This is a genomic window from Roseibium sediminicola, assembly GCF_023156505.1.
Classification (GTDB): domain Bacteria; phylum Pseudomonadota; class Alphaproteobacteria; order Rhizobiales; family Stappiaceae; genus Roseibium; species Roseibium sediminicola.
Map to the genome: position 1 here is coordinate 208137 of NZ_JALNMJ010000009.1, position 25212 is coordinate 233348.

The 25212-nt window shown below is 61.8% G+C and carries 26 protein-coding genes; 12 read left to right on the forward strand and 14 right to left on the reverse strand.

From position 1 onward, the window contains the following. Positions 1 to 62 precede the first annotated feature (62 nt). From trxA to M0H32_RS14805, 4 genes are all read left to right on the forward strand, one after another. Positions 63 to 383: a thioredoxin gene (trxA, locus tag M0H32_RS14790; protein WP_248155308.1), complete on the forward strand. Its 321-nt coding sequence runs from the start codon at positions 63 to 65 to the stop codon at positions 381 to 383. A gap of 140 nt (positions 384 to 523) precedes the next feature. Further along, complete coding sequence (gene grpE, locus M0H32_RS14795; protein ID WP_248155310.1) at positions 524 to 1150, forward strand: nucleotide exchange factor GrpE; 627 nt, start codon at positions 524 to 526, stop codon at positions 1148 to 1150. A 290-nt stretch (positions 1151 to 1440) separates the two neighbouring features. Next, positions 1441 to 2049 (forward strand): trimeric intracellular cation channel family protein, encoded by a 609-nt coding sequence (locus M0H32_RS14800; protein ID WP_248155312.1) that lies wholly within the window; start codon positions 1441 to 1443, stop codon positions 2047 to 2049. 90 nt (positions 2050 to 2139) lie between these two features. Next, on the forward strand, positions 2140 to 2523 hold the full coding sequence (locus M0H32_RS14805) for a VOC family protein (RefSeq protein WP_248155314.1): 384 nt from the start codon (positions 2140 to 2142) through the stop codon (positions 2521 to 2523). Positions 2524 to 2613: 90 nt separating this feature from the next. Here M0H32_RS14805 and M0H32_RS14810 read toward each other — a convergent pair whose 3' ends face one another. From M0H32_RS14810 to M0H32_RS14845, 8 genes are all read right to left on the reverse strand, one after another. Further along, positions 2614 to 3063, reverse strand: a complete 450-nt coding sequence (locus M0H32_RS14810) for an OsmC family protein (RefSeq protein WP_248155316.1) — start codon at positions 3061 to 3063, stop codon at positions 2614 to 2616. 37 nt (positions 3064 to 3100) lie between these two features. Continuing rightward, a complete protein-coding gene (locus tag M0H32_RS14815) occupies positions 3101 to 4240 on the reverse strand; it encodes a glycine cleavage T C-terminal barrel domain-containing protein (RefSeq protein ID WP_248155319.1) in 1140 nt (379 codons plus the stop codon). 160 nt (positions 4241 to 4400) lie between these two features. Beyond that, the gene (locus M0H32_RS14820) at positions 4401 to 4895 is read right to left on the reverse strand and encodes an Lrp/AsnC family transcriptional regulator (protein ID WP_248155321.1); all 495 of its coding nucleotides are present in this window, start codon (positions 4893 to 4895) and stop codon (positions 4401 to 4403) included. 478 nt (positions 4896 to 5373) lie between these two features. After that, positions 5374 to 6282 (reverse strand): ornithine cyclodeaminase, encoded by a 909-nt coding sequence (locus tag M0H32_RS14825; RefSeq protein ID WP_248155323.1) that lies wholly within the window; start codon positions 6280 to 6282, stop codon positions 5374 to 5376. 12 nt (positions 6283 to 6294) lie between these two features. After that, on the reverse strand, positions 6295 to 6660 hold the full coding sequence (locus M0H32_RS14830; protein ID WP_248155325.1) for a lipopolysaccharide assembly protein LapA domain-containing protein: 366 nt from the start codon (positions 6658 to 6660) through the stop codon (positions 6295 to 6297). Positions 6661 to 6721: 61 nt separating this feature from the next. Continuing rightward, positions 6722 to 7021: an integration host factor subunit beta gene (gene ihfB, locus M0H32_RS14835; protein ID WP_152503906.1), complete on the reverse strand. Its 300-nt coding sequence runs from the start codon at positions 7019 to 7021 to the stop codon at positions 6722 to 6724. A 14-nt stretch (positions 7022 to 7035) separates the two neighbouring features. After that, positions 7036 to 8022, reverse strand: coding sequence for a signal peptide peptidase SppA (sppA, locus tag M0H32_RS14840; RefSeq protein ID WP_248155327.1), 987 nt, complete (start codon positions 8020 to 8022; stop codon positions 7036 to 7038). A gap of 145 nt (positions 8023 to 8167) precedes the next feature. Further along, positions 8168 to 9091, reverse strand: a complete 924-nt coding sequence (locus M0H32_RS14845; protein ID WP_248155329.1) for a MurR/RpiR family transcriptional regulator — start codon at positions 9089 to 9091, stop codon at positions 8168 to 8170. 172 nt (positions 9092 to 9263) lie between these two features. Here M0H32_RS14845 and M0H32_RS14850 point away from each other — a divergent pair, with 172 nt between their 5' ends. The 3 genes from M0H32_RS14850 to M0H32_RS14860 are packed head-to-tail and all read left to right on the forward strand — an operon-like array spanning position 9264 to position 12152. Beyond that, a complete protein-coding gene (locus tag M0H32_RS14850; RefSeq protein WP_248155331.1) occupies positions 9264 to 9773 on the forward strand; it encodes a TRAP transporter small permease in 510 nt (169 codons plus the stop codon). Further along, entirely contained in the window at positions 9770 to 11053 is a 1284-nt protein-coding gene (locus M0H32_RS14855; protein ID WP_248155333.1) for a TRAP transporter large permease, read from the forward strand. Before M0H32_RS14850 ends, M0H32_RS14855 begins: the two co-directional genes overlap by 4 nt. A gap of 52 nt (positions 11054 to 11105) precedes the next feature. Next, positions 11106 to 12152, forward strand: a complete 1047-nt coding sequence (locus M0H32_RS14860; RefSeq protein ID WP_248155336.1) for a TRAP transporter substrate-binding protein — start codon at positions 11106 to 11108, stop codon at positions 12150 to 12152. Positions 12153 to 12425: 273 nt separating this feature from the next. Here the strand turns inward: M0H32_RS14860 and M0H32_RS14865 are convergent, their stop codons facing one another. Together M0H32_RS14865 and M0H32_RS14870 are read right to left on the reverse strand one after the other, a co-directional pair. Beyond that, positions 12426 to 12854 (reverse strand): FKBP-type peptidyl-prolyl cis-trans isomerase, encoded by a 429-nt coding sequence (locus M0H32_RS14865; protein ID WP_248155338.1) that lies wholly within the window; start codon positions 12852 to 12854, stop codon positions 12426 to 12428. A gap of 138 nt (positions 12855 to 12992) precedes the next feature. After that, positions 12993 to 13445 (reverse strand): MarR family winged helix-turn-helix transcriptional regulator, encoded by a 453-nt coding sequence (locus tag M0H32_RS14870; protein ID WP_248155384.1) that lies wholly within the window; start codon positions 13443 to 13445, stop codon positions 12993 to 12995. 328 nt (positions 13446 to 13773) lie between these two features. Here M0H32_RS14870 and M0H32_RS14875 point away from each other — a divergent pair, with 328 nt between their 5' ends. Then, positions 13774 to 15708: an FAD-binding monooxygenase gene (locus M0H32_RS14875; RefSeq protein ID WP_248155340.1), complete on the forward strand. Its 1935-nt coding sequence runs from the start codon at positions 13774 to 13776 to the stop codon at positions 15706 to 15708. A 361-nt stretch (positions 15709 to 16069) separates the two neighbouring features. Here M0H32_RS14875 and M0H32_RS14880 read toward each other — a convergent pair whose 3' ends face one another. Next, complete coding sequence (locus M0H32_RS14880) at positions 16070 to 16981, reverse strand: LysR family transcriptional regulator (protein WP_248155342.1); 912 nt, start codon at positions 16979 to 16981, stop codon at positions 16070 to 16072. Positions 16982 to 17066: 85 nt separating this feature from the next. On the opposite strand from M0H32_RS14880, the gene M0H32_RS14885 reads away from it, so the two are divergent. Further along, positions 17067 to 18026 (forward strand): hypothetical protein, encoded by a 960-nt coding sequence (locus M0H32_RS14885; RefSeq protein WP_248155344.1) that lies wholly within the window; start codon positions 17067 to 17069, stop codon positions 18024 to 18026. A 64-nt stretch (positions 18027 to 18090) separates the two neighbouring features. Here the strand turns inward: M0H32_RS14885 and M0H32_RS14890 are convergent, their stop codons facing one another. The 3 genes from M0H32_RS14890 to M0H32_RS14900 are packed head-to-tail and all read right to left on the reverse strand — an operon-like array spanning position 18091 to position 21735. Beyond that, positions 18091 to 19116, reverse strand: a complete 1026-nt coding sequence (locus M0H32_RS14890) for a substrate-binding domain-containing protein (RefSeq protein ID WP_248155386.1) — start codon at positions 19114 to 19116, stop codon at positions 18091 to 18093. Between the two features lie 55 nt (positions 19117 to 19171). Further along, positions 19172 to 20185: an ABC transporter permease gene (locus M0H32_RS14895; RefSeq protein WP_248155346.1), complete on the reverse strand. Its 1014-nt coding sequence runs from the start codon at positions 20183 to 20185 to the stop codon at positions 19172 to 19174. Positions 20186 to 20190: 5 nt separating this feature from the next. Next, positions 20191 to 21735: a sugar ABC transporter ATP-binding protein gene (locus M0H32_RS14900; protein ID WP_248155348.1), complete on the reverse strand. Its 1545-nt coding sequence runs from the start codon at positions 21733 to 21735 to the stop codon at positions 20191 to 20193. A gap of 138 nt (positions 21736 to 21873) precedes the next feature. Between M0H32_RS14900 and mtnK the strand changes: the two genes are divergently transcribed. From mtnK to M0H32_RS14915, 3 genes are read left to right on the forward strand one after another with little or no spacing between them, the layout of a single operon-like run. Continuing rightward, complete coding sequence (mtnK, locus tag M0H32_RS14905) at positions 21874 to 23136, forward strand: S-methyl-5-thioribose kinase (RefSeq protein ID WP_248155350.1); 1263 nt, start codon at positions 21874 to 21876, stop codon at positions 23134 to 23136. Continuing rightward, the gene (gene mtnA, locus M0H32_RS14910; protein WP_248155352.1) at positions 23133 to 24242 is read left to right on the forward strand and encodes an S-methyl-5-thioribose-1-phosphate isomerase; all 1110 of its coding nucleotides are present in this window, start codon (positions 23133 to 23135) and stop codon (positions 24240 to 24242) included. The genes mtnK and mtnA overlap by 4 nt, the downstream gene beginning before the upstream one ends. Beyond that, positions 24239 to 25207 (forward strand): sugar-binding transcriptional regulator, encoded by a 969-nt coding sequence (locus tag M0H32_RS14915; protein WP_248155354.1) that lies wholly within the window; start codon positions 24239 to 24241, stop codon positions 25205 to 25207. Before mtnA ends, M0H32_RS14915 begins: the two co-directional genes overlap by 4 nt. The last annotated feature ends 5 nt before the right edge of the window (positions 25208 to 25212 follow it).

The window sequence follows — 25212 nt, forward strand, 5'->3', positions numbered from 1 at the left end:
TTCTGGCCAACCGACGCGCTTACATCGGGTAGGCGCGCTCCCTAGAACTACGAGATCTTGTTATGGCAACCACGCAAGTCACCGATTCTTCCTTTGAAACGGAAGTTCTGAAATCCGACGGCCCGGTCGTGGTCGACTTCTGGGCCGAATGGTGCGGTCCCTGTAAGATGATTGCACCGGCCCTTGAGGAAATCTCCGAGGAGATGGACGGCCAGGTGAAAATCACCAAGCTCAACATCGACGAGAACCAGGACATGGCCATGAAATACGGCGTCCGGTCGATCCCGATGCTGATCCTGTTCAAGGATGGCGAGCCGATGGCCACCCAGATCGGCGCCGCCCCGAAAGGCAAGCTGTCCGACTGGATCAAAAGCGCCCTTTGATCGCTGTCCTGCGGCCGCCCGGCTGCAGACCATATGAGCGCGTCCGGCGGGGAAGCTTCGGCTTGTCCGCCGATGCGCTTTGAAAAGGCCTGCAATTGGTATAAAGCAGCCGCAAAGAGATTGAGCCAAACGGAACATTCATGACTGACGAAAACAAAACCCCGGAAGAACAGCCGGCGGATGTGACGCCGGAAACCGAAGCCGCTCAGGGTGAGGCTGCCGAAGCTGCCGCCGATCCGGTTGAAGCCCTGCAGGCGGAAAACGCCGAGCTGAAGGATCGCGCGCTGCGTGCCATGGCGGAGATGGAAAATCTGCGCCGCCGCACCGAGAAGGAAGTCAAGGACGCCCGCCAGTATGCGGTTTCCGGCTTCGCGCGAGACATGCTGACCGTGTCCGACAATCTGCGCCGCGCGCTGGAAGCCCTTCCCGAGGACGACCGCAAGAACGCAGATGCCGGCGTTGCCTCGCTGATCGAGGGCGTCGAGATGATCGAGCGCGATCTGCTCAACCAGCTGGAAAAGAACGGCGTCAAGAAGCTCGAGCCGGAAGGTCAGAAATTCGACCCGAATTTCCACCAGGCCATGTTCGAGGTGCCGAACACCGAAGTGCCGAACAACACGGTGGTCCAGGTGATGCAGGCCGGTTACGTCATCGGCGACCGCGTGCTGCGCCCGGCCATGGTCGGTGTTTCCAAGGGCGGCCCCAAGGACGTCGCCCAGGCGGCACCGGCTGGCGAAGCCGGCCAGACGGTCGACAAGAGCGCCTGACAGCCAAGCAGAAAAGCTTCTTGGAAGGCCACGCCCGCAAACTGCGGGGGTGGCCTTTTGTATTGTACTGACCCGACAACCGTTGGACACCGATGCCATCTCGATTTGTCATCCCGGTTTGCCTCGAAGAGACAAGACCGGGCCCCAGTAACCACGGAACAGTCGCGTGTTTTCTTCCCCGATTTCACGGTGTACTGAGGCCCGGTCTTGACGCTGGCGCGACAAACCGGGATGACAATCGGTGAGGCAGTTTATTCTGGCCAAAAAGGCAGACAAGGAACGGGGGCACCATGCTGCTGCAGATGCTGGATTATCTTGGCGTGGCCGTCTTTGCCGTCACCGGCGGCATCATGGCCTCGCGCAAGCAGCTCGATTTCATCGCCTTTCTGTTTTTTGCAACCTTGACCGGCATCGGCGGCGGCACCCTGCGGGACCTTCTGCTCGGTGTGCCGGTGTTCTGGGTGGCCAACGAGGCCTATCTGCTGGTCTGCCTGGTCGTCAGCATCCTGGTCTGGTTCTTCGCCGACTGGATCGAGACCCTGAGTAAACCGCTGCGATGGGCCGATGCAGTCGGCATTGCAGCCTATTCGGTCATGGGCGCCGCCAAGGCGCTGACGGTCGGCGATACCATTCTGGTCGCGGTCCTGATGGGCGTGTCGACGGCGACCTTTGGCGGGGTCATTCGCGACACGATTGCCGGTGAACCGACCTCCATCGTCAAATCGGAAATCTATGTCAGTGCTGCCTTTGCCGGTGCGGGGAGCTATGTCCTGCTGGTGCAACTGGGATTGCCGCAGGTCCTGTGCATGGTGGCAGCCGGCCTTGTCGCGCTCGTGCTGCGCGGCGGCGCCATCCAGCGCGGCTGGACACTGCCGGGCTATCGCGGCCGTACCCGCTGATGCTGGCGGCACTCTTGTTATTTGTCACAGGTTTGTCCCGCGGGTTGCGCTAAGATAGCGCTGCTCGAAAAGATCGGGAGGAAGACGGAAATGGCCGAACACGGGATATTCTACTGGAACGAACTGATGACCCGGGACACCCAGAAGGCGCGTGACTTTTATGGCAAGACGCTCGGTTGGTCCTTTACCGAAATGCCGATGGAAGAAGGCACCTATGTGGTGGCCAATCTGGGCGACAAGCCCGTCGGCGGGTTGTTTCCGATGGCGGGGCCGCAATTCGAAGGCGTTCCGGAACACTGGATGTCCTATATCGCCGTCGACAACATCGACGAGCGCCTGGAGCTCGCCAAGGCCCATGGCGGCGAGGTGATCCGGCCGCCCTTTGACGTACCGGGCATTGGCCGGATCGCGATCCTGAAGGATGTCGGCGGCGCGGTTCAAGGCTGGATGACCCCGGCCGCGGAAGCGGGCTGAGCCGGAACGGTCGCTGCCAAGGCAAGCAAAAAGCCGGTTCGCTAGAACCGGCTTTTTCATTCGTGCATATGCCAACGCCTTTCCAAACGCTCAAAGAACGTTGATTTCGACGCTGTCGGCAAGTGTGTTGGCAATGAAGCAGTAGCGATGGGCGCGTTCCTGCATCTGTTCCAGCTTGTCGGCCTCGATGTCGAAACCGGTGTCGAAGCGCACCTTCGGATGCAGGTCGATCCGCGTCACGGACATTTGCCCCCTCGCGTTCTTGCCGAGTTGGGCGACCGCGCGGTCGTGATAGCTCGCAACGGGCCAGCCCGCCTTTGCCGACAACGCGAGAAACGTCATCATGTGGCAACTGGACAGGGCCGCCGCGAGGGCCTGTTCGGGGTTGGTGTTGCCGGGATCGCCGCCCCAATCCGGGGCGGCATCCACCTGAACCTCATGGCCGGCATTGTATTGCACCGTGTGGACATTGGAGTAGTTTCCGGCCTGTAAGGCCGTTTCGCTGCGCTGCCAGTGCAGCTCGATCGAAAGATCCGACATGTTTGCGCCCTTCCGTGTTCCGTCCGCTGATCAAGCCTCAAGCGGCTGCGAGTTTCTTTCGTGGGTCGAAGAAGGGACGCTCAGCAACGGTGGCGCCCGTTTCGCCGGAAGGCATCACGACTTCGAGCGGTGTGCCGATGTCGCCGCAGTCTACGGAAACCATCGCCAGAGCGATGTTTTTCTCCAGCCGCGGCGAATAGACCGCCGAAGTCACCTTGCCGACGCAGACCCCGTCCCGATGGATGGGCCAGAAGGCAGTGTTCGGGCCCGGCAGCGGTGCGCCGTCGATGATCAGTCCGACTTGTTTGCGGGTCACGCCGTTGTCGCGGATACGCTGCAGAGCGAACTTGCCGATGAACTCCGCGCCGGTGTCCAGATTGACCAGCCGGTCCAGTCCGAGTTCAAACGGGTTGGTGTTGATATCGGCATCGGCGTGATAGGAGAGCATGCCGCCTTCGATCCGGCGGATGGATGAGGTATGGCCCGGTTTCAGGCCGAGCGGCCCGCCGACAGCCATGATCCGCTCCCAGAGCATGTCGCCATAAGCGCTGTCCCGAAGATAGATTTCATAACCGAGTTCACTGGACCAGCCGGTGCGGGAGACAATGAGCGGAATACCGTCCAGCTCCATCTCGCGCAGCCAGTAATAGCGCAGGTCCATGATCTCCTCGCCGAACAGCGCGCACATGATCTCGCCGGATTTGGGACCCTGCAGTTGCAGCGGCGAGACATCCGGCTCGGTGATGGTGACATCGAGGCCGGAATGCACGGCGACGCCCTGTGCCCAGAGCAGGATGTCGCTGTCGGCGAGCGACAGCCAGAAGTGGTTCTCGCCAAGGCGCAGAAGGATCGGATCGTTGAGGATGCCGCCATAGGCATTGGTGATCAGGACATATTTGCACTGGCCCACCGCCATGGTCGACAGGTCGCGTGGGGTCAGCATCTGCGTGAATTTTGCAGCATCGGGGCCGGTGATCTCGACCTGGCGTTCCACGGCGACATCGCACAGGATCGCGTCATTCACCAGGTTCCAGAAGTTCTGTTCCGGATCACCGAAATCGCGCGGGATATACATGTGATTATAGACGGAAAACCCCTGGGCGCCCCAGCGAACGGTTGCATCGAAATAGGGAGACTTCCGAACTTGCGTTCCAAAACCGAATTCACGAGCTTGCATCAAATCCTCCACCCATATGTTCCAGGGCATGGCCCGCAGCGGTGTTGCTGTTGCTCTAGGAAATAAGACTTTTCGAATGAACGCGTGGCCTGAAAATCAGCATGTCGCGAGACTGCCCGGACTGTTTTGAAGGCACATCTCAGCCCAAACAGACATCGGACTATTTTTTAGGAGGTGACACCAGCTTGGCCAGGTTGGGTTGCTGGGCCTTGATCAGACGTGTGGCGAAATAGGTCATGTATTTGTTGATGCCCAGTTCCGCCGACAGGAGCTCTTCCATCAGCTCCTGGAAACTGGCGAGGCTCGGCGTGACAACGGTCATGACATAATCGGAGCCGCCGCCGGTGGCGACACAATTGATGATCGCGTCTTCGGCCCGGATGTGGTTTTCGAACCGCTCGAAGTCGGACTTGCGGTGATGCTCCAGGGAAACGGTCACGACCACCCGCGCCACATCGACCACCCGCTCAAGCGCGATGTCGGCGTGGTAGCCGCGGATGAAACCTTCCGCGCGCAAACGGGTCAGGCGCGCCCAGCACGGCGTGGCGGACAGGTTCACGATTTCAGCAAGCTTCGTCTTGCTCAGCTGGCCATGTTTCTGGACCGCGCTGAGAATGCGGATATCCGTCGGATCGAGGCCGGTTCGTAGTCTCATCGGACCCAGCGTTGCTCCCTGTCACATCGGCGCTGCCATCGTCTATTGCTAACCGCAAACATCTGATTGTCCAATATGGAACCTTGGCATGGCAGCCAAAGACGTATCTGCGACACCGGCACTCGCGTTAGCGCCAGGCAGCGCGCCTGATGCTTCTTGGCAGCAGACTTTGAGGCCGAGGTGAAACGAAAAACGCCGGCTCACAAAGCCGGCGTTTTCATTTGCCTTGCAACCGCTGTCCGGTCAGTAGACCAGCCCGGTCGTGGCCGATACGTAATACATCAACCCGATCGCGATCGCTGGAAGGCTTGCCGAATAGGCAAGTGTCGTCAACATGACGTGCTCCTTTTCAGAACGATTTTTCCGGAAGCAGACCCGTCATGTCCGGGTTGATGGCCCAACCCTGATTTGACGTGCGCGCCCCGGCGCAACCCCCTGCTGCTTCGCATATGGGACGTGCGGCGGCATGTACCAGAGGTCAGGTCCTCAAAAAAATGTGTGCGGCGAGCGCATAATCGGCGAGGCCCGTTCGGGAGCCGGGTAGAAACAGAGTGCGTTGGCCGTAATAGCGTCGGCCGGCCTTCTCGCCCTGAGTGAATTCCTTAAGGTCCGCGGCCCATTCCAGCTCGGGCCGAGGCGGTGCGACAAGGTCGGAGGTGAACAGCCGCGCTTCTTCCAGGAGTTCGGACGGCAACTGCGCCGACGGGTCGATCACATCTATGTGACATCCGGCGGGCGGGTCGAGATAGGTCAGCGCATGGTGGGTGCCGGTGCCGCTTTCCGGACCGGCGATGCAGATCATGTCGGCGCCTTCCTGGGCGGCGTAGATTTCATCGGTAACCCCGACATGAACGCCCTTGAGCTCGGGCAGACCGGCGATGCGCTTGCGGGTCTCCGGCGAGGTGCCTGCCAGAAGGATCGAGGTCAGGTTGCGGACATCGGCATAGGCGGAGACTAGACGGGGAAGACGCGGATCGTCGCCGATCACCAGAAGACGGGACGTGTCCTCACGCGACAGATAGCTGGCGGCCAGGGCATGCAGGGCCGACGTCCGCCAGACGGTCAGGCGCATGCCGTCCATCAGCGCAATCGGCTGGCCGGTGGCGCCGGAGAACAGAAGATAAAGGCTGGCCGCCTGTCCGGACTGCTCCGGCAGGTCGAGCGACAATGCGCAGCCGATATAGCCGCGGCTGACATCGCCCTGAGTGGCGAAGTCGGTCCAGGCCGGCTGCAGGGACAGGGCGCCGCTTAGCTGGTTCAGCCGGTCGATCGGCAACGGAGCGGTTTCGGGCGCGACCGTGTTGGACCGGTAAGCCCGGCGCAGGGTTTCGAGAACGGACCTGTCATCGAGACAGGCGTCGATTTCATCGCTGGAGATGATCCGCATCTGAGCCGCCGGTCAAGCGGCGGAGCGGTTGCCCGGCCCGGTCAAACCCTTGACGCCGCTTGCCGGCTGGGCGTTCGTCTGCATTTCGCGCAGCTGATCGGCTTCCTTGTGCCATTTAGCGGCTTCCCGGCGTTTCACGCGGGCTTCCTTGCGCCAGCGGCCCTGTTTGGCCCATGCACCAAGGCCGCCGACAATGATACCGACGCCAAGGCTGGCGAAAATGATCCAGAACAGCGGGATATCAGGCACGGTCAGGCGCGGATCGGCCGGATCGAACGGGTTCAGTGACAGGGAAACCGTATGCCGGTTGGCCACCGATAGGGGGATCAGGACCACCGCGATTGCAAAATAAATCACGTTCTTGATGAAACGGGTCACTGTTCTCTCCCGATTGTCGGATCAGGGTTTCATTTTAGATGCGATCAGACGGCGGGTGCAATCAGTCGTCGCCGTGATCCACACCATCGTTCAGCCGGATGCGCATTTCTTTGCCAGTCTTGAAGAAGGGCACGAATTTTTCGTCCACTTCAACCTTCTGGCCGGTGCGCGGGTTGCGGCCGATCCGGGCGGGCCGGTTCTTCACCGAAAACGCTCCGAAGCCACGCAGTTCGACACGGTCGCCGCGCATGAGAGCCTCTGTGACCTCGTCCAAGATGGCGTTGACGATGTTCTCAACGTCCCGCTGATAGAGATGCGGATTTTGTTCGGCAATATGCTGAACAAGCTCAGATTTGATCATGAAGGCCCCCTCGCTTAGCGATTATTGTCTGCCGCGTCAGAAGCCTGCCAAACGGATACGAGCCCGTCAAGCGTAAGCCCCCGTGGAATCAGCCCTTTAGCGTCATTTATCGGATCCAGAAGGGCCGATCCGATGCCTTTTCCGAATTCTCGGGAGACCCGGGAGGAAAACGGCAGCTCATCAAGGTTCTCATTGGACGACCAGGTGACGACCGGAAGATCCTTTGAAACGCCCTTCTCGTTTTCCAGCCAGGCAATGGCGGCATTCTCGCCGCCAATGGCATCGACGAGCTGTTCGGAAAGGGCTTCGTGACCGGTCAGGATGCGGCCGTCGGCAAGTGTGCGTGCTTTCGCCGGATCAAGCGAGCGGCGGTCGGCAACAAGGCCGACAAACCAGTCATAGGAATCCGTGACCAGGCCCTGAAGCATGGCCCGTGCTTCCGGGCTGGTTTGCGAATAGAAATCGGGTTCGGCCTTGAGCGGGGCGCTCTTGACCGCGTCCATCTCGACACCGACCGTCTCCAGGAGCTTCTGAATGTTGCCGAACTGGAACAACACGCCGATCGAGCCGGTGATGGAGTTGTAGCGGGCGACGATATGGTCGGCGGAAAGCGCCACCATGTAGCCGGCGGAGGTGCCGATGGTGCGGATTTCCGCGACAACCGGTTTTTTCTCGGCGAGGGCACGCAGCGCTTCGTAAAGCGCCTCACCGCCCGTCGTGCTTCCACCGGGAGAATTGATCGAAATGACGACGCCCTTGACCGCATCGGACTTGCCGACTTTCTCGATCATCTTGAGCGTCTTGCGGTCCTCGACAATGAGACCTTCAATCGGGATGCGCGCAACATGGGCTGTGCGCTTGGACAGCTCGGACGCGCCGGAGACATAGAGAATGCCGGAGACCAGCGCCACGGCGATGACGACAAAGGTCGCAATCCGCCAGAAGGTCACTTTGCGCCGGAGCCGCCGTCTATCCACCAGTGCATCGATATCTACAGCCATGAATTCCGTGTCCCCGGACAAGCGCTTTGAAAACCAATAACATACATAGGGTGACCGCCACGAGAAATGCAATCGGCTTCTCAGCTTTTCGCATCAGAATGCGGCGGTTTCAGGCTGACGCCCTGGAAATTTGCTCTTGCCGCCGTCAATCGCCCAGGGGTTGCGGTCCCGTCCGGCCGTGAAACGCGGTGAGCGACGCCCGGATGCGCCGCAGATTTTCGGCCGTCGCCGCCGAGCGTGTCTGGGCCACGGTCATGGCGATGGCATCGACAATGATCAGATGGGCATAGCGTGAGGCGGTCGGTTTGTAGATGTCCGGGTCTTCGGGCAGGTCTACCAGGATGGCGATCTTGGAAATCTGCGCCAGCCGGGAGCCCTTTGGCGCGATCGAGATGGTCGTGGCGCCGTAGCCGCCGGCGATTTCCGCGGCACTGACCAGTTCTTCCGCTTCGCCGCTCGCCGAAACGCAGAGCAGGACGTCGTCGGGCCCGAGGGTCGCGGCCCGCATCTGCAGCAGGTAACTGTCTTCCAGCGAAACGGAGGGGATGCCCAGCCGGAAAAACCGGTTGGCGGCCTCGTTGGCGACCATCGACGATCCTCCGCCGATGCCCGCGGAAACCAGTTGGCGGCATCCGGAAATCCGCGTCACTGCCTGTTCAAGCACCAGCGGATCCACCTGGCCGCGCATCACATTGGCCGTTGCATAAAGAGCGCCGAGGACCCGGTCGATTGCGGTGTCGCTGGTGGCCTGGGCGCTGGCTTCGGGCGGCGAGATATATTGCAGGCTCACCGCCAGGTTCTGGGCCAGGCGCAGCTTGAATTCCCGGAAACCGTCGCAACCGAGCGTCCGGCAGAACCGCACCACAGTGGGTGTGCTGACACCGACGGCCTTGGCCAGGTGGGCGATCGTCATGTCGGAAATGTCGGCCAGATGTGCCTGCACATAGGTCGCCACCTTCTGCTCCCGCGCAGGGAAGCGCCCGTCATGATCGCGCAGGGCCGAGATGAGGTCGATGGCGGCCTGGCCGCTGGAATTGTCGCCGGATGGGGTTCTGATTTTTGCCTGCACACGGGTCTCCCTGGTTGCGGGATTTGTAATTTGATTACAGAATTGCGTCAACGCAGGTCTGAAAATAGCTCAAACCACGGTTGAAATGTAACTAAAAAACAAAAATGGCTTGACGGGAAGCGATTTCTCCTCTGAAAATGTAATTAAGGTACATTTTGCAGGTGGGGGATACATGCGCGACTGGGCTGCCAATACCAGCATGAGGCTAAACAGGGGTGTTGAAGCCGTTGTGGCCGTGCTGATGGCTTTGCTGGTGCTCGATGTCTGGCTGGGCGTCGTTGACCGCTATTTCTTTCACTGGCAGCTGCCATGGCCGGAGATCATCGCCCGCTACCTGATGATCTGGGCGGCGATGCTGGCGGTGTCCTCCGGCATTGCCCGGCGCGACCACATCGGCCTGACCGCAGCGATCATGCGGGTGCCGCTCGGGCTCCGCAGGCCAGTCCTGGTTGCGATCGATCTCTGCATCCTGGCGCTGTTTTTCTATGTCTTCTGGTTCGGGCTGGGCTTTGCCGACAGTGGCGCCAAGCGCCAGGCGATGATCTTCGGCGTCAGCCTGCAGCCGTTCTATGCCGCGATCCCGGCGGCGGCGGCACTGGCCTGCATCCAGACAGTGCTCGCCATGATCCGCGACGCGGGCACGCATCTCGACATGCCTCCATTCGGGGAGACCTCGGCATGATCGTCGCGGCTGTTTTCATCGGCCTGGTTCTGCTGGGCATGCCCATCGGTTTCGCCATCGGCGCGGCCGGGGTGATCGGTCTGATCGACATGGGCGGCGGCCAGTTCCTCGCCATTGGACCGAGCCGGATCTTCAACGGGCTCAACATCTTCCCGTTCCTGGCGATGCCGTTCTTCATCCTGGCAGGCGAGATCATGAACCATACCGGGATCACGGACCGGCTGGTGCGTCTCGCCCAGGTGCTGGTCGGCCATTTCCGCGGCGGCCTGGCCCATACCAACATGCTGGCCTCCGTGTTCTTCGCCGGACTGACCGGTTCGGCCACCGCCGACGCCGCCGCCTTCGGGCGCACGCTGGTGCCGGCTATGGTGAAGGAGGGCTACAAGCGCGACTATGCCTGCGCGGTTACGGCCGCCGGCTCGATCATCGGCCCGACCATCCCGCCCTCCGGCCTGATGGTGGTCTATGGCTCCTTGATGGGCGTCTCGATCGGCGGGCTCTTCGCCGCCGGCATCCTGCCCGGTCTGGTGATCTGCGCCGTTTGCATGGCGGTGATCGCGCTCGGGGCGACCCGCAACAGCCTGCCAAAGGCGGAGCGCCGGGCGAATCTGAAGGAAATCCGCCAAGTCTTCGTGTCCTCGCTAACCGCGCTTTTCATGCCGGTCATCATTCTCGGCGGAATTCTCGGCGGCGTGGTGACACCGACGGAGGCCGCCTCGATCGCCGTCGCCTACGCGCTTTTCATCGGCGCCTTTGTCTACCGCACGCTGACGATGAAGGCGCTGTACAGCATGCTGGTGCGCACGGCGCGCATCACCGGCGTGATCTTCGTCATCATTGCCTTTGCTGGCATTCTCGGCTGGTGGATGAGCTTCGAGCGCATTCCCCAGATGCTGGCGGAGACCATTCTGGGCATGGCCGACAACCGCTATCTGGTGATCGCCATCATCATCGGGTTCCTGCTGATCGTCGGCATGGTCATGGACATCACCGCCATCCTGATTATCCTGGCGCCGGTCCTGGTGCCGCTCACCGCCCAGGTGGGCCTCGAGCCGATCCACGCCGGCATCATTTTCGTGCTGGCGCTGAACATTTCCCTGATGACGCCGCCCGTCGGCGCCTGCCTGTTCGTCCTTTCCTCGGTTACCGGAGAAAAACTCGAACGGATTGCCATCAAGCTCGGACCGTTCCTGGTCGCCGAGGTGGCGGTGCTGTTCGTGTTTGCCTTCTGGGAAAGCGCGGCGCTGTTCCTGCCGCGCGCCTTCGGGTTCGCCCCGTAACAAAAAACGGCAAAAAACTGCCAAAAATCCTGAAAGAGAAGTGGAGACAACTATGAAAGCAATCGCAAAAGGACTGGCCGTCGGCCTCGTCGCAACCCTTATGGCCAGCAGCGCGCTTGCCGACGGCAAGGTGCTGAAATTCGGTCACGACAACAAGACCGACCCGTTCGAAAACCCGGCGCATGCCTGTACGGCGGTCTTCTCCAGCATCGTCGCGGCCGACACCAACGGCGCCGTGGAGGTGGAAGTGTTCGGGTCCAACCAGCTCGGCTCCGCCGCCGAACATGTCCAGCATGTTCGCGATGGTGTTTTGCAGGCGACCCTGACCTCGACCGGCGCGCTGGCGAGCTACTATCCGCGCATCGACGTTCTCAACCTGCCTTTCGCCTTTGCCGACAACGCGGCGACCTATGAAGTCTTCGATGGCGATTTCGGCAAGGCGCTGGCCGCGGATATCGAAGCGACACTTGGCGATGTCGTGGTGCTCGGCTTCCCGGACACGGGCGGGTTCTTCGCGGTCACCAACTCCCAGCATCCGATTGCCTCGCTGGAGGATTTCGACGGCATCCGCATCCGCACCATGACGCTGCCCTCGCACCAGACCATCGTCCAGGCGCTCGGTGCCCAGGCCTATCCGCTCTCCTGGGGCGAGGTCTATTCCGGCCTGCAGACCGGCGTGATCGACGGCCAGATGAACCCGGTGCCGATCATTTCCTTCGCCAAGTTCTCCGAAGTGCAGAAATACCTGACGCTGACCAACCACCTGTTCTCGCCCTACACCTTCATGGTCAACCGTTCCTTCTTTGAAGGCTTGAGCGAAGACCAGCAGAAGACCCTGCGCTACGCGGCAGAGAGCTGTGTTGCCGCCAGCCGCGGCCTGTCACGCATTATCGAAGCCTCCGACCGGGGCCTTGCCGGCCTGATGGACAAGATGGAGGTGACGGCGCTCTCCGCCGACCAGCGCGCCGCGATGGCGGCCGCCACCCAGCCGGCCTTCGAGACCCATGTCGCGGAAAATCTCGATCCGAAGGCCAACGAGCTGCTGGCCACCTTCAAGACGGAAGTCGAGAAGGCCAACGGCAGCGTCTATATGGACTGACGATCGCGCCGGTAAAGGCTCTGCCCTTGAGGTCCCGGCACGAAAAAGCCCCGCAGGCGACTGCGGGGCTTTCATTTGTTTGCTAAGCCCTCTCCAAAGTCATCCCGGACGCAGCGCAGCGAAGATCCGGGATCGGGGTGCCGATGCCTTAACTTGTGATCCGGTTTGACCCTTCAAACTCTCTTGGCTCTCCGGGCCTGGTTCGCGCAGCGCTTGACCGGGAGGACGATGGAGAGAGGTCCGAAGAAGAAACGGATCAATTGACCCTTGCGGTCAGCTGATCCCGGTGAGCTGGATCTCGAAAGTCAGCGCCTTGCCGGCCAGCGGATGGTTGGCGTCCAGGACCACTTCGTCCTCCGCGATTTCGGCGACGACGACGGTCATCATCTGGCCGGTCTCTGTCTGAGCCTGCAGCTGCAGACCGACTTCAAGCGGTACATTGTCCGGAATGTTCGAGCGCGGTACCGCCTGGCGGGCCGCCGGGTTGTGGGCGCCGTAGGCTTCGTCGGATTCGATCCGCACGGTTTTTTCGTCGCCGACCTTCATGCCCGGGATGGCCTTGTCGAGGCCCGGGATGATCTGGCCGGAGCCGACGGTGAATTCCAGCGGATCCCGGCCTTCGGAACTGTCGAAGACGGAGCCATCGTCCAGGGTGCCCTTGTAATGAAGTTGAACCGTATCGCCGGCCTTGGCTTCGGTCATGGTGCCTATCGCAATTCTGTCTGGTAGGTGAGTTTTGAGGCCGCCTCAATGCGGGTGCTCGTCGTGCGACCAGCCTAATGAAGTGGCGGAAAATGTCAAAGGGCGGACGGCAGGAGCTCCGGCGGCAGATGACAAGCGTCAGGATTTTGATGGCCGTCCGCGCAGAGGCGCCCTGCTGAGATCGTTGACGGCCTCCATGGCCTTGGTGAGCAGCCGCATGAATTCAGCGGTTTCGGCATCGTCCAGGCCGCGCAACATCACGCCCTGGGCGCGTTCCACCGCGGGGGTGAGCACCTTCAGCGCTTCCTTGCCCGCCTCCGTGATATGCAGGACTTTCGCGCGCCGATCCTTGGGGCTGACGTCCCGGGTCAGAAAATTCTTTTGAACCAAGCGGTCGACCACCCCGGCAATGGTGGTGCGGTCATAGGCGATCAGTCCGGCCAGCGTCACCTGATCGATACCGGGATTCCCGGCGACACGTACAAGCGCCGCATACTGAACGGGCGTGATGTCGATACCGGCGGCCTCGACTTCCGTGTGGAACACGGCGACCGCGATCTGTTGCATGCGCCGGATCAGATGGCCCGGCATGTTCTTGAGGTCAGTCACGAGGCGCTCCCAAGCAATAATAGGAAGTATACTGATTATATTTGACAGCATGCTAATCATCAGTATACTGCTTAATTATCCGCTGTCGACCACAGTTTGTGCATCGAGGGCGGATTGCCGAAAGCGGGAGGCCGATATCGGTCAGGTATCGGAAAGCGGCAGCAAAGACCGGAACCTTTCGCGTGGCCCCATCACGAAGACGGGTCGTCGCTCCAGGGTGGGCAAACGGCCTGAAACCACACGAAACGGTGTCACGGACTGTCTGCCTGCAAGAGGGGGCGGTCCGTAACGCCGGGCGAGGAGACGTGCCATGCAATTTCATCTGAACGGCTTCCAGACCGGGGACCCGGTGATCTTCGAGGAAACCGGGAATCCGGCCAACCTCGCCAACACGGACAGTCTTCCCGAAGAAGTAGACGTTCTGATCGTCGGCTGCGGCCCGGCCGGACTTACGCTTGCGGCACAGCTGTCCGCCTTTCCGGACATTCGCACGCGGATCGTGGAGCAGAAGCCGGGTCCGCTGGAGTTGGGGCAGGCGGATGGCGTTGCCTGCCGCACCATGGAAATGTTCCACGCCTTCGGCTTCGCGGACCGTCTGGAAAAGGAAGCCTATCAGGTCAATGAAGTCACTTTCTGGAAACCGGATCCGGACAATCCGCAAGTGATTGCGCGCAGCGGCCGGGTGCAGGACGTCGAGGACGGGCTCTCCGAATGTCCGCATGTGATCCTCAACCAGGCCAGGGTGCATGACTTTTACCTGGAGATCATGCGCAATGCGCCGAACCGGCTGGAGCCGAACTATTGCCGCCGAGTAGCCGGGCTCGAGATCGACACCGCGGCGCCGGCCGGCGACGCGGCGGTCACGGTCCGTCTGGAACGCACCGATGCCGGTCATGAGGGCGAGGTCGAGACCGTCCGGGCCAGATATGTCGTCGGCTGCGACGGGGCGCGCAGCGCGGTGCGCAAATCGCTTGGCCGGGAGTTGACGGGCGACAGTGCCAACCAGGCCTGGGGCGTGATGGACGTGCTCGCCGTCACCGACTTTCCCGACATCCGGTTCAAGTCGCTGATCCAGTCCAAAAACGAAGGCAGCATCCTGATCATTCCGCGCGAAGGCGGTTACCTGGTGCGCATCTATGTGGAGCTGGACAAGCTCAACCCGGACGAACGCGTGTCGGCGCGCAACATCACCGTCGAGCAACTGATTGATGCCGCCAGGCGGATCCTGCATCCGCATTCCCTGGATGTGAAGGAGGTTGCCTGGTGGTCGGTCTACGAGATCGGCCAGCGGATCTGCGACAAGTTCGACGATGTGCCGGACGCGGAAACAGGCTCGCGTTTGCCGCGGGTGTTCATTGCGGGCGATGCCTGTCACACCCACAGTCCCAAGGCGGGGCAGGGCATGAATGTCTCCATGCAGGACACGTTCAATCTCGGCTGGAAGCTGGCCCATGTCCTGACCGGCCGGAGCGCACCGGAGCTGCTGGCAAGCTATTCGGCGGAACGACAGGCAATTGCCCAGAACCTGATCGATTTCGACCGGGACTGGGCCAGGATGGTCAGCGCGCCGGTAAAATCGGCGGAGACACCGGACGGGGTCGACCCGGCGGAAGTCCAGAAATACTTCGTCCAGCACGGACGCTACACCGCAGGCACCGCAACGCGCTACCAGCCGTCCGTGCTGACTGGCACCGGGACCCATCAGCATCTTGCCACGGGTTATCCCGTCGGCATGCGCTTCCAGTCCGCGCCGGTGATCCGCCTCGCCGACGGCAAACCGCTGCATTTCGGTCACACGGCCAGTGCCGATGGCCGCTGGCGCCTTTATGCCTTTGCAGGCGCTGGAGACCCGACGGACAAGGGCGCCGGGGTCAGCCGCCTTTGCGATTTTCTGCAAACCGCACCGGCCTCACCGGTACTCAGACATACAAAACCGGGTGAGGATCCGGATTCGATCATCGACCTGCGCGCCGTCTTCCAGCAGGGCTTCCGTGATCTTTCTCTTAAGGACATGCATCCGGCCCTGTTGCCGGCCAAGGGCCGTTACGGCCTGCGCGATTATGAGAAGATATTCTGCCCGGACCTGAAAACCGGTCCCGACATCTTCGATCTGCGCGGCATCGACCGCCGCGCCGGCTGCCTTGTGATTGTTCGGCCGGACCAGTATGTCGCCGACATTCTCCCGCTTGAAGCCCATGAGGAACTCGCAGCCTTCTTTGACAGGATCCTGCTCCGGCAGGCGTGAGCGCTCCGCCCCATCGACAGCGCTCGGGGAGAGAAGAAAACAAGCTTCCACCCCAAACAAAAAAGCCCGGCATTTTTGCCGGGCTCCAGACTGCTGACAACCCCTCGGCTCGTCATTCCGGACAAGTGCAGCAACGCTGCACGCTGAGCCGGAACCCAGCGCTTAAGCGCGAGCGAAAGCGAGCACCAAACCAATCAAACGTCTGAAAATATTGATAAAGACGCGCCTCAGGCTCGAAGTATTCGCTGGGTTCCGGATCTGGCCATGCAGCTGCGCTGCAGACCGTCCGGAATGACGGAGGCGCTTTGTCAACAATCTGAAGCCCGGCAGTAATGCCGGGCTTTCCTGTTTCCGGCCCGGTTCAGGTCAAGTCAAGTGAGGCGTCGGCCCGGCTGCCGTCGAACAGGTCCTGCTCGAGAATAATCATGTTCGTCAGAAATTCCCTGAATACGTTCAGACGGGCCGTGGACTCCAGATCGCGGCGATAGAGCAACCACAACTCGCTGTCCTTGCGCGCACGCATCGGAGGAACGCGGCACAGGTCCGGATCGACATCGCCGACACGGCAGGGCAATTCGGCGATGCCGAGGCCGCTGCGCGCCGCGATGTGCAAGGCGTCGCTGGAGGTGACCTGGACGGATCTTCTGGCCTGGTAAAAATGCGCGTCGACCCATGCCGGGCGTTTGTCCGATGGCTCGTCGCCCAGCCAAAGGTGAGCGGGATATGCGGCAAAACCCGTGAGGCCGCCGACCTTCTCGATATAGCTGCGGGAGGCATAAAGAGCGACGGCCTTGTCGGCGAGCTTGTGTCCTGCCAGCCCTTCGGCCGGTCTGCGTGTGACGCGCAAGGCTATATCCGCATCATATCCCTGCAGGCTGACGATGTCGTCCTGACCTTCGATCCGCAGGAGGATATCCGGGTAACGGTCCTGAAAGGCGCCCAGTTTCGGAAGAACGACGATTTGCAAAAGGTGTTCCGGAGCGGAAAATTTCAGGGTTCCGGACAGTCTGGTGTCCCGGGCCAGAACACGCTCCTGTGCCTCGGCCAGGGATTTCCTGGCCGCAAGAGCGGCCTCCAGAACGGTATCCCCGGCTTCTGTCAGCGTGTACTCACCCGGTGTCCGGTCAAACAGTCTGACACCCAGGCGGCTCTCCAGTTGGTGCAATCGACGGGACACCGTCGAATGATTGACCCCCAGCCGTCGTGACGCGCCGGAGACGTTTCCCGTTTGGGCAATCGACAGGAAAAAGCGGTAGTCGTCCCAGTCTGTCACGTGGCCTCTATCTCATTGGAGAATTTACGCACGGAAACTTTGCAGAAATCGAGAATTTACGCAAACCGATGATGGGCCTATTCCAATGAAATCCGCAACAAGACAGGGTTTCAAGATGGTTTCAGTTTCTCGATTTGCGCATTGGCTTCTGCCGGCCATTTTGATCATCACGCCGGCAAGTGCCGGTGAGGTTGAAAGAATATCTCTTCCCGGCAAGCACCTATTTCCAGAAAGCATTGCGATGGACAGCCGCGGGGGAACATATGTCAGCAGCGTCACCAGGGCCGAGATCCTCTATCTCGATTCCGAAACCAGGCAAATCTCCGGTTTTGTCGAACGCGGCTCATTTGGTCTTGCCTCTGTAGGCGGCCTGCAGCTCGGCCCCGAGGAAAAGGTGCTCTATGCGTGCAACTCCGATCTGGGACTGACTGAACATCCGACCGAAAGTGGCCCCGCCCTCTTGGCTTTCGATGTCGCGGAACGTCGTCTCGTGTCCCGATGGGAATTGCCTGGCGGAGGGCTCTGCAATGACCTGGCGATCGCCGAAGACGGTACGATCTATGTGACGGATTCCTTCATGCCGAGGATTCTGAGCCTGCCCCCCGGGGGTAGCGAACTGACACCGTTCCTGGTTGACGAGCGATTTTCCGGGCAGGGATTCAACCTGAGCGGAATCGTCATCCTTGAAGACAGGCTGATCGTGAGCAAATTCAATTCGGGTGAGCTTTTCAGCGTCGATCTGGCGACCCGCAACGTCGTGCCACTCCGTCTGGACAAGAGTCTGCAAATGCCTGACGGAATTGCCGTTGTCGGGTCCGATACGCTGCTCGTGGCGGAGAGTGGAGGTCGCGTGTCCAGGGTGGTGGTGTCCTCAGAAACGGCAGCGGTCACCGTCCTGGCCGACGGCCTTCGTGCACCTTCCGATGTCATGGCTGCGGGAAAGCAGGTCTTTGTCCTGGAGGGGCAGCTCGACCGGTTGCCGGGTTTTGATCCCGAAGGACGACAGCCCGAGCCCTTCCTGGTCAGGGTGTTTGAGTTCGATTGAGCTTCTTCAATCAAAAAGCCCGGCGCTGTTGCCGGGCTTTCCGGTTTTCAGATCTTTGTCGGGATCAGCGCGCCGGCAGCGGGATCCATTCGGCGACCGAAACGTCCGCATGCTGGAACTGCGGCATCTTCTTGCCAAGCTCGTCCATGTTCTTGACGTCCTGTTCGTTCAGGAAAGCCTGCGTGATCAGGGTCGGCGGCACCACCACCTGCTTGCCCGGATCGCCACCGGCCAGCATCAGGGCGAGCGTGCGTACACAGACCTCGCCGACAACCGCCGGGTTGGTCGCGACCGTCGCCTTCCAGGCCGAATCCGGCTCGCGCATCGCCGAGATATCAGCGGTCGACACGTCCGCGGAATAGATCGCGATATCCTGGTTGAGACCGGCTTCGTCGACGGCGATCTTCACGCCCTTGGCGAATTCGTCATAGGGCGCGAAGACGACATTGATCGTCGGGTTGGCCTGCAGGACGGCGCGGGCCTGGTTGGCGACCGAATTGGCGATCGGGTTGTCGAGCGTGCCGAACATGGCCGCTTCCGTGATGCCTGGATTGGCGTCCTTGACTTCCTTCCAGGCGACGTCGCGGCGGTCGAGCGGGGCAATGCCCGGCACATAGACATAGCCGGCGGTGAAGCTGTCGCCATTGTCCTTGATGGCCTGTTCCAGAGCCAGCTTGCCGAGCAGGTAGTCGGACTGTTCGACCTGCGGAACCGCGTCGTTCTCGACATTGACGTCGAAGGCGACGACCTTGATGCCGGCATCCACAGCGCGTTGGGCCGCGGCCTTCATGGATTCCGTCAGGCCGTGCTGGATGATGATCCCGTCAACGCCGAGCGCGATGGCCTGGTCGACCATGTCGGCCTGAAGAGCGGCGTCCTGACGGCTGTCGAGCACACGCAGGTCCACCCCGAGCGCCTCTGCCTGACGTTCGACGCCGGAGAGATACGACTGGAAGAAGTCGCCGGTCGACAGATAGCGCACCAGGGCGATCTTGACTTCTTCCGGCTTGTCGAACGGTGCTGGCATATCGGCCGCAAGCGCGGTGCCGCCTGCGGACAGTCCGAGCCCTGCGGCGACCGCGAGCTTCATGAATTCACGTCTCAACATGTTGCTTCCTCCCATTTTAAACGGCGCCTTTTCAGCGTCACGCTGTTCTCCTGCCGCCGCGGCGCGAGGACAGGTAGAACGTGAAGACAAGGGCGGCGACGAGCACGGCGCCCTTGACGAAATCCTGCATGTAGTAGGGGGCGTTCATCATGGTGAGCCCCTGAAGAAGAATGCCCACGAACAGCGCGCCGGCGGCCGTGCCGAAGGCGTTCGGGCGGGCGGCGCCCAGGACGGCAAAGCCGATCAGGGCAGCGGCGACGCTGTCGAGAAGCAGGTTGTTGCCCGAGGCGATGTCGCCGCGGCCGAGCCGCGCGGCCAGAAGAATGCCGCCGACGGAGGCCAGCATGCCGGAGATCATGTAGGCCACGATCTTGTAGCGCTGGACATTGGTGCCGACGAGGCCCGCCGCCCGTTCATTGGAGCCGATGGCATACATCAGCCGTCCGTGGCGGGTGTAGCCGAGAAACAGCCAGATGATCAGGGCGATCAGCACGAAGACGACTACAGGAACCGGCAGCAGGCGATCGAGGAACAGGTCGAAGCGATGTCGTCCGAGCCACAGGAAGGCGGCCGAGAACGTGCCTTCGGCGACCGACCCGTCCGGCAGGCTCATGCCGGTGGCAATGGAATTGCCCTGGGTCGGAATGCGCTGCAGGCCGATCAGCAGGAACATCATGCCGAGCGTTGCCAGGAGATCGGGCACGCGCATCTTCACGATGAGCAGGCCGTTGATCAGGCCGACAAAGGCACCCATGGCAAGGCACAGGATCACCGCGACGGCGGCGGACTGTTCCAGGATCACCATCGAATAGGCGGACAGCATCAGGGCTGAGGTCGCGACGGACCCGATCGAAAGGTCGAAGCCGCCGACCACCAGGGTGCAGGTGACGCCAAGAGCCAGGATCCCGGTGATCGCGACCGACTGGAAAATGAAGACCGCCGAGCGCGGGCTGGCGAAGCCGCTGGCGTAAAAGCTGAAGAAAACGGCCAGTCCGAATAGAAGGACGAGGAAGCCGTAGCGGATGGCGAGGTCGAGTGCGTTCTTGTTCATGAGTTCTATCCCGCCATAACCTGAGCCTGGGTCCGCTCCGGACCGGACGCCTGCGGCCTCTCGGGGCCCGAGACATCGGCGACAAGGCTGTTCAGATCGACATTTTTGTTGATGTATTCGCCGACAATCTCCGCCTCGTTCAAAACGATGATCCGGTCGGCAATTTCGAGCGCCTCGTCGATCTCGGCGACGAAGACAAGTGTGGTGCGCCCTTCTGCGCTGTGGCGGATATACTGGCCGATATCGCGCCGCGCGCCGATATCCACGCCCTGGAAGGGTTCGTCGAGCAGCAGGACGCGGGAGGCCTTGAGCAGCCACCGGCCGATCATCACCTTCTGCTGATTGCCGCCGGACAGGGTGCCGATGCCGTCGCGATCGCTCTGGCACACCACCCCGATCTTTCCGATCATGTCGCCGGCCGCCTGCCGCTGCGCTCGCTCGCTCAGGAAGGAAAACCGGCTGAAGGCCTTGAGGAAGGGCAGGGTCATGTTGTTGGCAATGTCGAAATCGGCCACCACAGCATTGACCGCGCGATCCTTGGGCGACATGAAGACGCCGCTGGAAACGGCCGCCCCGGCGCCGCTCGGGCGGTAGGGGGCGCCGTCGAGATGCATCGTGCCATCCGCCGGCGCCGCCAGCCCGAAAATGACCTCGGCGAGTTCCGTGGTACCGCTGCCCAGAAGGCCGGTGACCGCGATCACCTCGCCTTCGCGGGCACTCAGGTTGATCGCCGGGCTTTCCTCGAACAACCGCACGCCGTTCAGTTCCAGAATGGCGTCGCCGCCGCTGACCGGCTCGATATCAACCTCGGTCATCTGATGGCCGAGCATGGCATTGACCGCGCCGACATAGTCGAGCGGATCTGTCTCAAAGAGACCGGAAATCGCGCCGTCGCGCATGGACACGATCCGGTCGGCCACCCGGCGGATGTCGGACATGCGGTGGGAAATATAAAGAATGGCGACGCCTTCCGCGCGCAGCCGGTCGATCAGCGCAAAAAGCCGCTCGGCCTCGGAGGCGGAGAGGGACGAGGTCGGTTCGTCGAGGATCAAAAGCTTCGGCGCGCGGGCCATGGCGCGGGCAATCGCGATCATCTGGCGGTCGGCGACATCGAGATCCGCGACGCGGGTGCGGACATCCATGGTCAGCCCCATGCTGCGTGCAACCTCGCTCGCCTGCCGGCGCAGCTTGCGATCGTTCACGAAGAGGCCCGCACCGGGCTCGGTCAGCCGGTCCAGCGTCAGGTTGGTGGCAACGTCGAGGTCCGGAATGACGCCGTCGTCGATGGACTGGTGCACCGTGACGACGCCTTTCGAGATGGCATCCGCGGCATCGACCGGTTCAAAGGCGGCCCCGCCGAGCGTGATCACCCCGGCATCCGCGAAATGATAGCCGCACAGGACCTTCACCAGCGTCGACTTGCCGGCGCCATTGGCGCCCATCAGCGCGGTCACCTCGCCCGCGCGCAGCTCCAAATCGATGCCGCGCAGCACGTGGTTCCGTCCGAAGGACTTCTCCAGTCCACTCAGTTTGCAGGTGACCTCTACCACCTTTCCTCCCAATTCCAGACGAGCATGTCTCTCGCTTGAAAGCTGTTACAGCATGCGAAATAGTCATTTGTCAACTGTGTTGACTTTTGAATAATGTTGGCTTTTATTCGGGACAAATCGGGAGGAAAGAACACCAAGATGGACAATCCAGACCAGTATCGGCCGCTGACGCCAGCGGAGCTCGGCAGCCGTCTTTCAACGGTTCCCGCCATTGCCGGGCGCATTGGGGCAGATCCCGCCCGCTGGAATGTCAGGGAAGTCGGCGACGGCAACCTGAACCTGGTGTTTATCGTCGAGGGGCCTGAGGGAACGGTGATCGTCAAGCAGGCGCTGCCCTATGTCCGGCTTGTCGGCGACAGCTGGCCATTGCCGCTCTACCGAGCCTTTTATGAAAACCATGCGCTTGTGCGACAGGCCGAGCGCGATCCCGGCGCGGTGCCCGCGGTCTATCATTTTGACGAGACGCAGGCGCTGATCGTGATGGAGTTCCTGTCGCCGCACAAGATCCTGCGCCGCAAGCTGATCGACGGCGAGCGTGTCGCGGATCTTGGTGCTTTTCTCGGCCGGTTCTGCGCCCGCACGGCGTTTCGCGGTTCCGAGCTCTCGATGAAAAGCGCGGACAAGAAGAAGGATGTCGGCCTCTTTTCCGGCAATGTCGAGATCCCGGCGATCACCGAGGCTCTGGTGTTCACCGACCCCTATTACAGCGCGGAGATGAACCATCACACCGATGGGCTCGACCCGGTGGTGGCTGGCCTGCGCGGTGACGCAAAACTTAAGGCGCGCGTCCAGCGGCTCCTGATGAAATTCGCCTCGAACACCGAGACCATGGTCCATGGCGACCTTCACAGCGGCTCGATCATGTCGACGGACAGTGAGAGCAAGGTCATCGACCCGGAATTCGTGCAATACGGCCCGATGGGCTTCGATCTCGGCATGCTGGTCGCCAATTTCCTGATGGCCTATTTCAGCCAACCGGCGCACAGGGCCCCCACGGAGCTTGCCGGGTATCAGGATTGGATCCTGTCGGTGATCGACGACGTCCTGACCGGCTTCGATACCGAGTTCCGGCATCTCTGGGCAACGGAGCGCACCGGCATGCTTTATCCGGCGGCTCTCTTCGAGGACCAGGGGCAGTCGTCCGAAGAAGCCTGCCTCGCCCTTCTGGCCGATATCCGGGCGGACGCGCTTGGCTTCTGCGGCATTGAAATGCACCGGCGCACCCTGTCGCTCGCCCATAACGCGGATTTCGAGGACATCCAGGACGCGGCCCTGAAAAGCCGCCTGGAGGCGCGCAATCTCGCGATGGGCGCTGAACTCATTCTCATGTCGGAAGCGCTCGGCAGCGCCGAAAAACTTCTCGATCTTGCCCGCCGCTACAACGCAAAGGACATCCTATGAAGGTCAACGGCACCCATTACCGCTCGCTCTGGTGGGATGACGACAGGCAAGCGCTGCAAATTATCGACCAGCGCTGGCTTCCGCACGACTTCCGCGTCCAGCAGGTCGACACGATGCAGGACTTTGCCGATGCCATCGTCGAGATGCGTGTGCGCGGGGCACCTCTGATCGGCGCGACGGCGGCCTATGGCATGGCCCTGGCCGCCCGCCTGGACCCGTCGGATGCCCATCTCGATGAATCCTTCGCGTTTCTCGACAAGACCCGCCCGACCGCGATCAACCTGCGTTGGGCGTTGACACGGTGCCGCGCCCATCTGAAGGCGCTGCCGGTTGACGAGCGTGCCGCGGCGGCCCTCAAGCTGGCCCACGAGATCTCGGACGAGGATGTCGAGATCAACCGCAACATCGGCCGGAACGGACTGGAGATCATTCGCGGCATCGCCGCTGGCAAGAAGGACGGCGAACCGGTCCGTATCCTGACCCATTGCAATGCCGGCTGGATCGCGACGGTCGACTGGGGCACGGCCACGAGCCCGATGTACCAGGCCCATGATGCCGGGATCCCGATCCATGTCTGGGTGGACGAGACCCGGCCCCGGAACCAGGGCGCCCTGACGTCCTGGGAACTGGGCAGCCACGGTATTCCGCACACCTACATCACCGACAATGCCGGCGGTCACCTGATGCAGCACGGGCAGGTCGATCTGGTAATCGTCGGCACCGACCGCACCACCCGCCGGGGCGATGTCTGCAACAAGATCGGCACCTATCTGAAGGCCCTGGCGGCGAAAGCCAACAACGTGCCCTTCTATGTCGCGCTGCCATCGCCGACCATCGACTGGGCGGTCGACAACGGGGTTGCCGAAATTCCGATCGAGGAACGGCTGGAGCGGGAAGTGACCCATATCCAGGGCTTGAAGGAAGACGGCACGATCGGCCAGGTGCAGGTGACACCTGTGGGAACGCCCGGCGGAAACCCGGCCTTCGACGTGACACCCAATCACCTGGTAACCGGCCTGATCACCGAGCGGGGTGTTTGCGCGGCCAGCGCGGAAGGCCTTGCGGGTCTCTTCCCCGATCTCAGCAAGCTTGCCGAGAGCGCATGACGGGCGGTTCCGGCAAGTCTTTGCGCGCCCGGTCCCAGGACGAGGCGATCATCGAAGTCACCTGGTGTTACTACCAGGACGGCATGAACCAGAACGAGATCGCCGAGCGCCTCGGCATCTCCCGGGCAACGGTCGTCAACTACCTGTCCGAGGCGCGCAAGCGCGACTATGTGCGCATCAGCCTGGACAGCGACATCTTCCGCAACCAGGACCTGGCACGCCGCCTGGTCGACCGGTTCGGGCTGCAGGACGCCATTGTCGTGCCGTCCGCGCCCGGCGGATCGGACCAGTCCCTTGACCGGGTGACCCGCGTGGTGGCCGACTGGCTGCCCAGTCTCCTGGCGCCCGGTGACCGTCTCGGCGTTGCCTGGGGGGAGACGGTCTATCGGGTCGCGGAAGCCGCGCCGCGGATCACGGTTGACGACCTCACCGTCGTGCAGCTTGTCGGCTCGCGTCCCGCCGCGCTCGGCTTTGCCGCGGAAACCTGTTCCGCCACCCTGGCGCGCCGCTACGGGGCCCACTGCGTCAACCTTCATGTGCCCCTGCTTCTGTCGGAACGGGATCTTGCCGACCGCCTGAAGCAGGAACCGGTCATCCGCATGCAGCTCGAGGCGGTTGCCGATTGCAACAAGACCCTGTTCGCCTGCGGCACCTGCACGGAAGACAGCCACGTGGTCCATACCGGTCTTCTGGATCCCTCCGAAGTCGATGCCTGCGCGGAGCAGGGCGCCACCGGCGTCATCTGCGGCCGGCTGATCGACCGGGACGGCAACGGCCTCAACCGGGACATCGAGGACCGCATGATCGCCGTCACCCTGGACCAGATGCGCGGCAAGGACATGGGCCTTTTGGTCGGTGCCGGCGAGAACCGCGCAAAACCCATGCTCGCCGCCATACGCGGCGGTTACGCCACCCATGTCGCCACCTGTTCCGAAACCGCCGCAGAAATGCTCAAAATCGGGTGAGACCC